Source organism: Shewanella acanthi (assembly GCF_019457475.1).
Lineage (GTDB): Bacteria > Pseudomonadota > Gammaproteobacteria > Enterobacterales > Shewanellaceae > Shewanella > Shewanella acanthi.
This window is the reverse complement of the sequence record NZ_CP080413.1, coordinates 1,889,033-1,902,711: the sequence shown is the minus strand read 5'-3', so window position 1 is coordinate 1,902,711 and position 13,679 is coordinate 1,889,033. Positions and strand designations below refer to the sequence as shown.

At 45.1% G+C, this 13,679-nt stretch carries 9 protein-coding genes; 6 read left to right on the top strand and 3 right to left on the bottom strand.

The window, feature by feature from the left end; translation table 11 throughout:
- Window positions 1-43: 43 nt before the first annotated feature.
- On the bottom strand, window positions 44-1,183 hold the full coding sequence (locus K0H61_RS08350; RefSeq protein ID WP_220052219.1) for a hypothetical protein: 1,140 nt from the start codon (window positions 1,181-1,183) through the stop codon (window positions 44-46).
- A 1,907-nt stretch (window positions 1,184-3,090) separates the two neighbouring features.
- Between K0H61_RS08350 and gloA the strand changes: the two genes are divergently transcribed.
- Window positions 3,091-3,501, top strand: a complete 411-nt coding sequence (gloA, locus tag K0H61_RS08345; RefSeq protein ID WP_220052218.1) for a lactoylglutathione lyase — start codon at window positions 3,091-3,093, stop codon at window positions 3,499-3,501.
- Between the two features lie 90 nt (window positions 3,502-3,591).
- Here gloA and msrQ read toward each other — a convergent pair whose 3' ends face one another.
- On the bottom strand, window positions 3,592-4,272 hold the full coding sequence (gene msrQ, locus K0H61_RS08340; RefSeq protein WP_220052217.1) for a protein-methionine-sulfoxide reductase heme-binding subunit MsrQ: 681 nt from the start codon (window positions 4,270-4,272) through the stop codon (window positions 3,592-3,594).
- Between the two features lie 65 nt (window positions 4,273-4,337).
- Window positions 4,338-5,372, bottom strand: a complete 1,035-nt coding sequence (gene msrP, locus K0H61_RS08335) for a protein-methionine-sulfoxide reductase catalytic subunit MsrP (protein ID WP_220052216.1) — start codon at window positions 5,370-5,372, stop codon at window positions 4,338-4,340.
- A 232-nt stretch (window positions 5,373-5,604) separates the two neighbouring features.
- Here msrP and rmuC point away from each other — a divergent pair, with 232 nt between their 5' ends.
- From rmuC to K0H61_RS08310, 5 genes are all read left to right on the top strand, one after another.
- The gene (gene rmuC / locus K0H61_RS08330; protein WP_220052215.1) at window positions 5,605-7,167 is read left to right on the top strand and encodes a DNA recombination protein RmuC; all 1,563 of its coding nucleotides are present in this window, start codon (window positions 5,605-5,607) and stop codon (window positions 7,165-7,167) included.
- A 95-nt stretch (window positions 7,168-7,262) separates the two neighbouring features.
- Complete coding sequence (locus K0H61_RS08325) at window positions 7,263-9,188, top strand: transglycosylase SLT domain-containing protein (RefSeq protein ID WP_220052214.1); 1,926 nt, start codon at window positions 7,263-7,265, stop codon at window positions 9,186-9,188.
- A 272-nt stretch (window positions 9,189-9,460) separates the two neighbouring features.
- Window positions 9,461-10,369, top strand: a complete 909-nt coding sequence (locus K0H61_RS08320; RefSeq protein WP_220052213.1) for an AAA family ATPase — start codon at window positions 9,461-9,463, stop codon at window positions 10,367-10,369.
- Between the two features lie 29 nt (window positions 10,370-10,398).
- Window positions 10,399-11,469 (top strand): DUF58 domain-containing protein, encoded by a 1,071-nt coding sequence (locus K0H61_RS08315; RefSeq protein ID WP_220052212.1) that lies wholly within the window; start codon window positions 10,399-10,401, stop codon window positions 11,467-11,469.
- Window positions 11,466-13,598 carry a transglutaminase TgpA family protein gene (locus K0H61_RS08310; RefSeq protein ID WP_220052211.1) on the top strand — a complete coding sequence of 711 codons (2,133 nt, stop codon included), beginning with the start codon at window positions 11,466-11,468 and terminating at the stop codon, window positions 13,596-13,598. Before K0H61_RS08315 ends, K0H61_RS08310 begins: the two co-directional genes overlap by 4 nt.
- Window positions 13,599-13,679 lie beyond the last annotated feature (81 nt).

Genomic DNA, 13,679 nt, shown 5'->3' with positions numbered 1-13,679 from the left:
GAAGGCTTTCACAGTGGTAATCTAACACACGAGGATTACAACACTATTCCATAGATGCATCAGCCTGAGCTTCAGCATTAGCACTCACATAAGCACAATCCAACTCAAGATTGCCCGTTTTGGTGATTTCAAGAAAATCTTCCGTTCCTGGAAGGTTTTCATACGTGACGGTCATGCCCATTGCTAAGCTACTACTGGCAAATGTGCCTGCCGCAGCCGTGGCGCTCGCGGTGGCAAATGCGCCGATGTCAGCAGATGCCCCCTTTATCATCTGAGCCGCAGCCGACGCAGTATCGATGTCGGTCACTATGGGCAAAGAACCTGAACCGATAATAGGCAAATCATACTCGAAAGTTAATTGCCCAGAAGACATCGCATCACCGGAAGCCTCAGCCAGCGCATAGACCAATGAAGTTGCAAACGCATCCGCATACACTTTAGCTAATACTTCGGTTTGAACATCAACGATAGCAGCGCTAGCTGTTGCAAGATGGGTTTCAAATTGCTCGATATTGGCTCCTTGGACATAGAAATGTGAACCGTTAACTCCCCCCATAGCACCTGCTGCTGTGGATTGGGCATCACTTTGTCCTTCGGCGGCAGCTTGCGCATCAGACTCGGCGATACTTTGAGCAGTCCCTTCAACGGAAGCGATGGCTTCGATTTTCGCTTCGGCACCAATCTTAATGGTAATGTCGACCAGATCGAGTACATTAATTTCCCAATTCGGCCCAACAAACAAGGTTGCTACAGCTTGCGCTATCATCATCGCAGTAGCTTGGACTTCTTCGCTGGTAGTCGCCTGTGCATCGACATTCACCTCTGCCCCTGCCTTGGCAACTTGAGCAAATATCGTCCCACTTCCCATGCCTGCAGTTAACTCAACCTGATGAACCGCGCCATTATTACCGTGCCTTGTCAAATCAACGTATACATCTCCACTATAACCAACATTGATATAAGACTCTGCCAAAGACTCAGCAAAAGCCCACGCATGGGCAGAATCGGAACTAGCTGTATCAGAATCACTCGCAGGCGCTGACGTCATACACAGCTTTGCATCATCCAGATTCTCCGATACTGAAATCGTGGTACTACCATGGGTATTTGCGCCCGGCGCACCTGCCCATGCGCCGGTTGCTATCACTGAACTTATTACGCCAACAAGAATTGACTTTTTCATAACTTATTTTCCTTTTGTTACGGGGTTAATGAATTACTCGACATGAGCAATTCAAGTCGTAACTTGTTTGTCTTGAGGTGTAATAACAGCACTAAGTCAGTGCGCAAAGATTGGCTTTACTGTCAGCGAACGGTGCAACATGATTCGTTAGGCTGTTGCTAACTCGATTGCAAATTAATTGACAGATACCGCATGAAATACACTGTTATTGCTAAACGCCATTATTCAGTTAGCAAGTACACCTAAGATGACATACTTAACAACTTGACTAAATTAGGACGTTAAAAATTAAGACGTTATATCAATAAGAACACCACAAGATCATTAATATTCAGAATCGACAGACTCATCAGTCCTATAATGGTTTCTCCATAATTAAAATTCCTAAAAATGCGTCCTTGACCAAAATTGACATGGACGCATCAATTTATTATTAACGTGCTTTGTATTAGTTAATTATCTTGATGGATTAATCAATTTATCCTGCAATTATAAATCCATAAGAGTTTAAAAGGAATTAAAAAACAATAAAAATAAAAACCTAATAATAACCATGAACCAGCTTACTAAAATGCATTCACAATCTATATTTAAAATAAAAAATCGAATAAATCTTATGATTAAGAATATAAAATAACGTTATTCATTATGATTTTAAAAAACCATTACCCCCACATCTAATTTAGGCAATCGATCTTTAATTTATTAAAATTTTGATAATTTATATTCAGTGCTTATGCTGCATGCATCAATTAAAACCCGTTAATGGTCTTTTCGAACCTAAAAGCGCAGTATCAAACAAACCACTTTGAACAATCAACTCTCAAGCGGTCAGCTGCAATCTATTTTTGACCAATTAAATAGATAGTGTACCACTCTTGTTTTATCAAGTTTATTTTTAATAAAATAAAAAATAAAAGCGTCAAAATTTTAACTGCAAACTCAATACTGATACAGTCAAAAAAATATCCATTATTGCATAAATGTTGTTTAATTGACTACTTAACCATTAACTGCTCAAATATAACAAATTAATCGAAATCAATTTAATCATTGATAAGTTTTCGCCAACTAATTTTCAGAATGAACTTGAATTAAACCCAAAAATTTAGATTTTTGACGATGTCAAAGTTACTAATTTTTAATTGCCTAAACTCTAGTCCAAAAGCACTTCATCAAATAAAGGCCACACCTAATTTCAACATATTCCATAGTGAAGACTTTAGACTAATCGCAAAACCAACTAGCCGAAAATTCCACAACATCGAACTGGTTACTCTGCCATTTTCACTAACATGTTAAGCAATAAAGATCGAAGAACGCATGTCTTATCAGAGATAAAAATCCAAGAATGAGGGAGGATTTTAAGTATGAGTAAAAATAAGCAAAGGAGGATAACACTCAGGGGTTACTGTCCGAACAGTTCACCTTGAGTGCTAATTAAGAAGGGAAAAACTAGAAAATAGATACGAAAAAAGCACTGAAAAATAACGCGATAACAACGGTAGTACCTAGAGCCATTTTGAGTTCGGTTGACATATTTCACTCTCCTAATCTGTTGTGGCTACATTATGATAACGGCACAGACGAATGCCTATTTTCTCTAGTCAATTTTGTGAGCAACAACCAAATAATTCTTTAGATTTTGCGCGAGTTAACATCGAAAAGTACCCGCGACTCCCATTGACTAACCTGCTTCAGAGGCCCTATTTCGGAAGAATTTAAGTCTTTTGTGCAAGATAAGTAAGACTTATCGGTAGTGCCCGCGCCTCGAGCCCATGATAGTGTTGCCATAGCCGCAACTGCCTGCGCAAACAATGGCATGTCATCATCTTCAATGTTGTAAGTGCCAAATCCCAACAATAGTTTGTTATACTGGGTCGGAAACTTATTTACCGAGATACCCTATGTCACAACTGTTACACACTATGATCCGTGTTGGTAATTTAGAGCGCAGTATTGCCTTTTACACCGAAGTGTTAGGCATGAAGCTTTTACGCACCTCTGAAAACCCAGAATACAAATATTCCCTCGCCTTCGTTGGGTTTGGTGAAGAGTCCACTGGCCAAGCCGTCGTTGAACTCACCTATAATTGGGGCACTGAGAAATACGATTTAGGCACAGGTTTTGGCCATCTTGCCATTGGCGATGAAGATATTTATGCCCGTTGCGAAGCCATTGCTGCTGCGGGTGGTAAAGTGATTCGTGCCCCAGGCCCTGTCGCGGGTGGCACCACTGAAATTGCCTTCGTGGAAGATCCTGACGGATACAAAATTGAATTCATCCAAATGAAATCGGCAACTCAGGGTTTAGGTTAACTCCTTAAGTTTGATTCATACTTCATAAGTTATAAAAATGGCGTTTAAGAGCAACTTAAACGCCATTTTTTTAAACAATTGTTCGTTAATCTAGCCTTTCACCACTTCATTGGCAGAACGCGTTATCGCAGTCTGCTTAATCACTTGACCCTTTTCCAATGACTTAGGCAGTATCCTCTTCTTGCGATACCAAGTGGGCACGCGCCACAGCAGTAACAAACAAAAGCCAAGGATATAGAGACTCGGCTCAATGATTTCTGATTTAACCGACCAATAGAAATGAATAGGTCCCAAAATCGCAATCAAATACACGCCATTATGCAAAGTTTGCCAATGTCGTCCCATTTTACGCATCACTGACTTTAACGATGTGATAGAGAGCGCCGTAAGCAAAACATACGCGGTTGCCCCCACCAAAATATAAGGTCGTTTCATCACTTCACTTAACAGCAAATGCCAAGCAAACAGTAAGTCCAAACTGAAAAATGCCAGGATATGTAAACTTGCATACGCAAACACATAAAGCCCTACCAATCGGCGAGTTTGGATTAACAACCCAAGCTTAAATGTTTTCGCCACGGGTGATATTAGCAGCGTGGCCACCAACGCATTGAGCGCACCTATCCCGGTAAAGTGGATAATGTGCTGCACAGGATCGCCACCCGCGCGCCCCATCATCACGCTCCACACTAAATAGGCTATCGGGAGCAGTCCGATAAGATGGAACAGCAACTTTAACCAAAACAGGTGTTTTGTCGTTAACCTCAACATCTTGTTCCTAATTTTCTGTCATGTTTCTCGGGCCTTCGATTGACTCCCGAACTGGCAAAAAGTGCCTAATAATACTGACGTAAATCCATGCCATCATAAAGCGATGCCACAAATTCACCATAGCCATTAAAGGGTTGGGTATCGATTCTTGTCGCCGAGAATAATCCGCCTGCCCCGATTCGTCGCTCACTGGCCTGTGACCAACGGGGATGATCAACAGCGGGGTTCACATTGGCATAAAAACCATATTCATGTGGCGCGAGTTGATTCCAACTCGTTGGTGGTTGTTTTTCCATGACTTGAATACGTACTATGGATTTAATGCTCTTAAATCCGTACTTCCATGGCACGACAAGGCGAAGTGGCGCACCATTTTGTGGCGGTAAGGTCTTACCATAAAGGCCAACCGAGAGCAGCGTTAGCTCATTCATCGCTTCATCCATGCGCAGCCCCTCAACATAGGGGTAATGAATCCCTCCCCCCATTAGCCGATTTCGTTGTCCTGGCATCTGCTCAGGATCGAAAGCGGTTTCAAAGGCCACATATTTACCCTTACTGGTCACACCCACTGATTTGAGTAATGCCGCCAGCGAAAATCCCACCCAAGGAATGACCATCGACCAAGCCTCTACACAGCGCAGCCGGTAGATTCGCTCCTCAAGGGGAAAGCGCTTAATCAACTCGCTGATATCTAAAGTCATGGGTCGCTCGACTTCCCCTTCAATTCGTATTTGCCATGGGGAAGTTTTGAAGCCTTGCGCGTTTTCGAAAGGATCCTGTTTGCTGGTGCCAAATTCATAGAAATTATTATGGGTTGTCACTTTATCAAGCGGGGTTTGCACCTCATTCTGACCAAAGCCTGCATTCACACTAAAGCTTAAGGGGGTGGTAATAAAACGCTGCTTGGGTTGCTCCCCAAAGAGATCGAACAGTCCCGCCTGCACATATCCTGGAATACTTGCCCCAATTGCCCCCAGCCCAAGGGCTTTAACGATTTGTCGCCGCGCCTTAAATACCGCCTCAGGCGTGCTATGTTGCTCGCTGATATGCCACCGCGGGCGCTTTAAAATCCCTTGCGTGAAACGTGAATGTTTAGCCAATTGTCACCTCGAAGAAAAAACGGCGTTCCTTGGTTGAAAAACGCAATGAAAAATTGCCTGTGCAGATATAGACACGCACGTTAAAAAAAAACTTTCAATCGTGTACAACTTTATCCAACGACTAAGAGTTGTTCATTTAGCTGAACAGCCTAACAGATTGTTGCTTAAAGCACTTGAAGCCTTATTAGGAGCATGCGACCCTAACCATAATCGCTAAAGGAGTGCAGCTGATATGCCATTTTCCCCTACATTTTCCCCCGCTACTATCGTCACCTTAGTCGCCGTTGCACTTTTAAGTCTGCTTATCGGCGCCCTACTCAATCAAAGGTTAACCCGTGGACGTTGGCAACAGTTTAAAGATGAACTTGAACAGGAAATGCGCCAAGTAAACGAGGATGCCGAGCTTTCCCTCGCCCAGCAGCAGATTTTAGTTGACGATAAGGACGCTCAGCTTCGCCAATATCAACAGCGTTTGGAGCAAAAAATTGAGCAACTTGGTAAGGCTGATGCCCTTGCCGAACGCGTGCCTAACCTTGAGCAACAATTAACCGAGAGTCAACGACGTCAATTAGAGTTACAACTGGCACTGTCGAAATCCAATGCCATGCAGCAGAGTATCCAAGCCAAGGCTGAGGCGCAGCAAAGTGCGCTGCAAGAAAAAATCGAGACCCTCGAAAATGCAGAAAAACGTCTGCATACCCAATTCGAAAATCTCGCCAACCGCATTTTTGAAGAACGCAGTGAGAAATTTAAGCATCAAAACAGCAGCCAACTCGAGGGCGTTTTAGGACCCTTAAAACAACAATTAGAAGGTTTTAGACAACAAATCCGTGAATCATACAATCACGAACAGTCTGAGCGCAGTGCCCTAAAACACCAACTAGAACACCTGCGTGAGCTCAACTTAAAGATGAGTCAGGATGCCATCAACCTGACTAAAGCTCTCAAGGGCGATAATAAGCAACAAGGTAACTGGGGCGAAGTCATTTTAGATCGCGTGCTGCAGGAGAGTGGGCTCCGTGAGGGACACGAATACCATACCCAGCAGGATTTAAAGGATGATTCGGGTAAACGCTTTAAGCCTGATGTGATTGTGCACCTCCCAGAAAATAAAGATGTGGTTATCGACGCCAAAATGTCGCTTGTTGCTTATGAGCGCTATTTCAACAGCGAAGACCCCTTAGTACGTGAGCAAGCAATTAATGAACATGTGCTGTCAATTCGTAATCACATTCGAGGTTTAAGCCAAAAGGATTACCAACGTTTGCATGGGCTTAAGAGCTTAGATTATGTGCTGATGTTTATCCCGATTGAACCAGCGTTCCTCCTCGCCCTCGAACACGACCCGAGTTTAGTCAGTTTCGCCCTCGAGCAAAACATCATGTTAGTCAGCCCCACGAATCTGCTGGTGGCACTGCGAACCATTAACAATATTTGGCGCTACGAATATCAAAATCAGCACGCCCAAACGATTGCTAAACAGGCGGGGCGTATCTACGACAAACTCTGCGGTTACCTTGAAGATATGGATAAACTTGGCCGCGCACTAGAAAATGCCGAGAAGACCTACAATAGTGCCATGAACAAATTATCTTCTGGCAAGGGCAACTTAGTCCGCCAAGCCCATTTAATGCAGCAACTGGGGGTTGATACCAGTAAACAACTCGATAAGATATTGCTGGATAAAGCGCTAAACGAAAGCCTCGATGAGGCTGACATGGCTGACTTTTATGCCAATAGCTCAAGCTCAAGCTCAACGGATATAGGGGATAGCAACGCTCGCCAAGCCAACTAAACTTAACCACTAGCGCGTTACCTAAATGATTATCAGTAGCCTTAATCGACAGGGATAGGTCGATTGTAACCCTGATGCCGGGAGGCAATTTTCGCATGTGCAAGCCATTTATGAAGATGGTGTTATCTAGCGCAATTTTATTAGCTGGGGCATTCAGTGCCTCTGCTGCATACGCCTTAACCTCAACCCAAAAAACCTTTCTCGATGCTGAAAAGGCATTGAAAAAACAAGATTATGATACCTATAAGCCCCTTAGGGCGAAATTAGGCAATTATCCGCTGGCAATTTACCTCGATCATGATATCGATATTGGCAAGCTCAATGACCTTCGAGGTGAGCAGGCTAAGCTAATGATCGACAAGTACAAAACAACCCCAATGTATCAACGTTTAAGAGCAAAATATTTGCTCAACGCTGGCGCGCAGAAACGCTGGAATGATTTTTTAACCATTGCACAAGATGTTCCGACAGACGTGCGTCTGCAATGTTATTTTTACGAAGCCAAACTCGCGAAGGGTGAAATCCAAACAGCCTATACTGCGGCCCAATCCCTCTGGGTGTATGGGGGCTCACGCCCTAAGGAATGTGATCCCCTATTCAACAGCTGGACTAAGGCCGGGAAACGCACCCAAGATGTGATTTGGGCCCGTATGCTTTTAAGTTTCGATGCTGGTGAATCTAGCTTACTGAGTTATTTATCCCAAAAAATGACCAGCCACAGTAACGACGCTAAGCGTTTGGTCGCCGTTTATAAGGACCCAAACAGTCTGCGTCATACTGAGAAATTTAGAGATAAAAACCCCATCGTCGGAGATATCGTACTCGCAGGCCTAAAAAGCCTATCCCGCAAAGATTTAGATCAAGCAATTAATTTGTATACCCAGTATCACAAAAATAAACGCTTCACCCCAGCGCAAGATGAGATACTGCAAACATTTTTAGTTCGCCGAGTGTTAATCGAGCAAAACGATGATTACAAAGCCTTTGCCGATCAACGATTGCCTATGATGAAGAGTGACGAAATGATTGAACGTCGTTTGCGCTGGGCAATAAGAGAACAAGATACTGAGCAACTTGCGCGGTATCTTCCTCTGTTGAGTCAAGAGAGCCAAGCAAAAGAACGTTGGCAGTTTTGGCAAGCAAGGGTCAGCGCGAAACAAGCTCAAGAAAAATCAACTCAATTGTTAGCCACCATCAGTAATGAGCGTGACTTTTATGGTTTTGCGGCCTCGCAGCTTTTGAATAAACCCATTTCCCTCAATCAAAGCCCCGAGCCTGTCGTTAATAGTGCAAGCCCAAAACTCGAGGACGATTTGGGCTTTGTTCGGGTAAAAGAATTAATGGCCTTAGACCGCTACTTTGATGCCCGCTATGAATGGGTCGCCCTGCTTAAACGCAGTAATAATGACATGCGTGCACGGTATGGCCGTTTTGCCCACGATCAAGGCTGGTATGACTTCGGGGTCGAAGCCAGTATTCAGGGCAAATTATGGGACGATATTCCGCTTCGATTCCCTTTAGCTCATACCAAAGGTTTTGAGCATGCCAGTAAAAAACACAATGTGAACGTCAACGAGATTATCGCTATCAGTCGCCGCGAGAGTGCATTTTTTCGCTATGCCACTTCAGGAGTTGGTGCTCGCGGCCTAATGCAAATTATGCCCACAACGGCCAAAGCGACAGCGAAAAAGTACGGCGCAACATATCGGGATCCTAAGGATCTCTATGATGCTGAGCTCAATCTTAATCTCGGCAGTGCCTATTATTCACAGCTGCTAAAAGACTTTAACCAAAACCGTATTCTGGCTACCGCAGCCTATAACGCTGGTCCGTCTAGAGTTCGTCGCTGGTTATCGCAATCCGAGGGCAAACTCGATGCGATAAGCTTTATCGAGTCTATCCCCTTCACAGAAACCCGTGAGTATGTGCAAGCAGTATTAAGTTATCGGTTAATTTATGAGGCACAGAAACAAAAGCCCCAGCCGTTATTTAATGAAGCCGAATTGAGTTTTAAATACTAATTCGCTCGTCACATTCAGTGTTCTCAGGCTCCGAACTAAAACAAAGGTGGCATCTAGCCACCTTTCTTTTTCCCCATCTTGATTCGATAAAACACCCTTCTACGCCAAATTTTTGCCTTAGAATTTTCGCATAATCGCAATCTAATCGATTAAAGCATCAGGGTTAATATCAAGCACAGTAATTAATTTGAAAGTAAAAAAGAGGCTGGCTAAGCGCCGAGGATTCTGCCACAGTGATAAGGCATCACCCATCACGGTTACAGGAGTCACATGTGGTTCAGACTGGGATAAATGAATTATTACTCCAACTGGAGCAAGTTTTATTAGGGAAACCAAGGCAAATCCGCTTAGCCCTAGCCTGTATTCTGGCAAGGGGCCACTTGCTGATTGAAGATTTACCCGGCATGGGTAAAACCAGCATTTCCCATGCGCTGGCGCAGAGTTTAGGCCTAAGTTATCAACGCATTCAATTTACTAGCGATATGTTACCCGCAGATATTCTTGGGGTGAGTATTTTTGATAAACATCAAACGCAATTTGTGTTTCACCCTGGCCCTATTTTCAAACAGATGGTGCTCGCAGATGAAATCAACCGCGCGAGCCCCAAGACCCAAAGCGCCTTGCTTGAGGCCATGGCAGAGCAACAAATCTCAGTCGATGGTGTCACCCATCGATTGCCCAATCCCTTTTTTGTGATTGCCACTCAAAACCCCACGGATCAATCAGGGACTTTTCCTTTACCAGAATCACAGCTTGACCGTTTTATGATGCGCATTTCGATTGGCTATCCCAGCCACGATGCCGAGCTATTAATGCTGAAGGGCGATAAAACCATCAATGTAAATGACTTGCCCCAATGTTTGACCCCTATGGCGCTCACTCAACTTCAAGCACAGTGCGATAATGTCAACGCATCAGACGCGCTACTCAATTATATTCTGGCGCTAGTGAAGCAATCACGCACTCAACCCGAGGCCATTGGGCTGTCACCACGGGCAACTAAGGCATTATTACAGGCGGCAAAAGCGTGGGCATTTTTACAGGGTCGGCAGTACTTAGTGCCGGAGGATGTGCAAGCCGTGTTTTGCAGTGTGGCGGAACATCGTCTCAGAACCAGCAGCCAATTACAGGGTGAAGCCATTTCCGAGCGAATACTGGCAAGTGTCAATCCCATCATGTAATCGCCTCCCAATACGGAGATCCAAATTAGGTGAAAACGCTGTTCTCTCCCCTATGGCAAAAATGGTTAGCAAGGCGATTACCGCCAAGCACCGACATCACCTTGAGCCATCGCAGCATTTTTATTTTTCCCAGTGGCTTTGGGATCGTCTGGCTTGCTCTAGTGCTGCTGCTTTATCTTTTTGGAACGAATTATCAAAACAACCTTGTGATTGGTTTAAGTATTTTACTATTAAGCCTGTTTAATACCTGCATCCTCTACAGCTATAAAAATTTAGCAGGATTGAGGCTTCGCGCTGTCACGCCACCCGAGGTCTACGCGGGGGAAACCATCACCTTTCCCGTCGATCTAAGCTCTACCCATAAGAGTCACAATGTGCAGCTTAAATATCCAAAAAATACTGCCTATTTGATTAACCGCGTCGGTGCTGATGAAATTCAAGCACTGGTTCCCTTTGTGCAACATAAGCGCGGCTGGGTTAGGCCTAGTAGGCTCACAATCGAGTCGCTTTATCCCTTAGGTCTCTGCCGCGCCTGGTCAAATGTGGATTTGGCCACCGAACATTTAGCCTTTGCTAGGCCTATCGAATCGCCGTTGCAACTGCAATCGGCTGAAGAACCCGGCGATGAGGAACCACCGCTATGGGCGGGCAAGTACGTTGCGGGTATTGATGAATTTAAGGGGCTTAAACCCCATGTGTTAGGGGAATCCCTTAAACAGGTGGCCTGGAAACAATGGGCCCAAGGGCGCGGCATGTTAACCAAGGAATTTGAGCAGCCCCAAGGGGAGCCTATTTGGCTGAGGTTAATCCCAGATCCCAAGCAATTAGAACTGCAACTAAGTCATTTAAGCTGGCAGGTGGACAAATTAAGTCAGCAGGATCAAATTTATGGATTGTGGCTAAACACAATTAAAGGCGACGACATTATTCTTGCTCCCGCCATCGGCAATCCTCATCGTATCGCCTGCCAACGGGCGCTGGCGCTATATCCAGAAAAGGATGCACCAACAACCCGCTGGACAAATAGCGGATCTTCCCTGTTTGAGGGCGTACTCAATACGGGCACGAACACCGATTTAAAAATGGAGACTCGTCAATGACAAAGGTGAAGTCATCCTGTCTATCCCAAGGCCTCAATAGCCCGCAAACTGGGGATAATATCAGTCGCCAAACCCTGATGTGGTTACTCTTCACCAATGTCGCAGTGCTCAGCCCCTTATTTGATAAAACCACGCCTTGGACCTTAGGGATCTGTGCCATTTGCCTTGTCTGGCGAATAGGCATTTACTTTGGCAAAGTCGCAAAACCGCCACGGTTTTTGGTGACTAGCCTTGCGATAGGAGCTGCTATCACCCTCGCCTTAGTGTCATCGGAAATCGGCCTACTCAATGCACTCATCAACCTGCTGATTTTGGGGTACGCCTTAAAATACATTGAAATGCGAAGCCTTAGGGATGTGCGGGCCGTGGTGATTGTCGGCTATTTTTTGATTGCCCTCACCTTCATAGACCATCAATCGATGTTAAGTACTCTGCATTTAATGGTAGTGACTTTAATCAATACCTGCGTATTGGTGACCTTGTACCAAAGCCGGCATCGCTGGCAGCATACTACCCTCATCGGGGCTAAATTACTGTTACAAAGCGTTCCCCTCGCCCTACTGCTTTTTATCGTGCTGCCGCGTTTTGCCCCACTTTGGTTAGTACCTAATATGAAGGAAACCAAAACGGGGCTCTCAGATACTGTCGCAATTGGAGACATTGGCAAATTAACCCGCTCGACTGAACTGGCCTTTAGGGTGTCATTCGATAGGGAAATTCCTACCCAGCCTGAGCGTTATTGGCGCTCAATTGTACTTGAAGATTACGATGGTAAGACTTGGAGCCAGGAAGCAGGTATAAAAAAACGCCAACGCGAAGCGTTTATCTTTTCACCCACACGGCCTGAGCCATCAAAGTTGCTGCCCCGTTCTACGCCTAGCGGCTCAAACCAACAAACAGATACTGAGCCCAAGGTATATCGTTATGAGGTAATTGCCGAACCCAGCCACCAGCCCTGGCTATACGGTTTGGATGTTGCCTACAGCCAAGATCCCAATGTGGTCAATCTGCCTGACTATCGTCTCTACGCCCTGAGAAATGTCGATCAACGCATGAGTTACCGCGCCACCTCTTGGCCAACGGCCACCATGGACCTTACACTCACAGAAATACAACGTCAACAAAATCTTAAGCTTCCCCCCAATAGCAATCCCCGAACCCTTGCACTCGGGCTTGAGTTTTCACATCAATACCCAGAGCCACAGCAGCGCCTTGCCGCCATGATGCGCTACTTCAACCATGAACCCTATTTTTATACCTTGACGCCTCCGCCACTCGGGCCGCAGCAAATCGATGACTTCTTATTTGAAAACAAAGCGGGATTTTGTGTGCATTATGCCTCGGCCTTTATTTTTATGGCGCGGGCCAGCGGCTTACCCGCACGTATGGTCACTGGCTATCAGGGCGGGGAACTCAATAGCCAAGCCAATTACTTAAGCATTTATCAGTATATGGCCCATGCGTGGGCCGAAGTTTGGATTGAAAACCGTGGCTGGGTACGTTACGACCCCACGGCGATGATCGCCCCTAATCGGATCAATGAGGGCTTCGATGCCGAGTTTTCCCCCGAGCAAAGTTACCTATTGGACAGACCCTTTAGCACCTTGCGCCTAAAATCCATTCCCTGGCTGAATGAACTGAGATATCGCTTTGCGAGCCTTGATTACTATTGGAGTCAATGGGTGTTAGGCTTTAATCATCAACGGCAAAATACCCTCTTAAGTGGCATCTTGGGCGAGGTCACCAAAACCAAGGTCGCCGTCTTTATGAGCATTTGCATTAGTCTTATCGGGCTTTACATTGCCTATAGTGTCGGCCTTTTCAAGCGAGGAAAAAAAACGGAGCCTTTGAGTGCTCGCTATCAAAAAATTTGTCAGCAATTACCCCGCTATGGCATTAACCGCAGCGAACACTTGGGACCAAGTCAATTTGCCGAGCAATTGCAACGGGATTATCAGGCTAAAGCGCCGCAATTTTGCCAGTTATTTTCAGCCTTCAGCCAAAGTTATGTCGCGCTGAAATATCAAAACCTTAACGATAGGGATTATCGGCAGCAATTAAGTACCTTTAATGCCGCCGCGAAAGCACTTAACTGGATGCTATTTCGCCAACGGGAAAAACTGAAATAGCCGCAAAAATCATCACACTAAATAAGATTATTGAATCTTATAAATCAAACACATAGAATCGATAACGCCTTTGCATGCCTA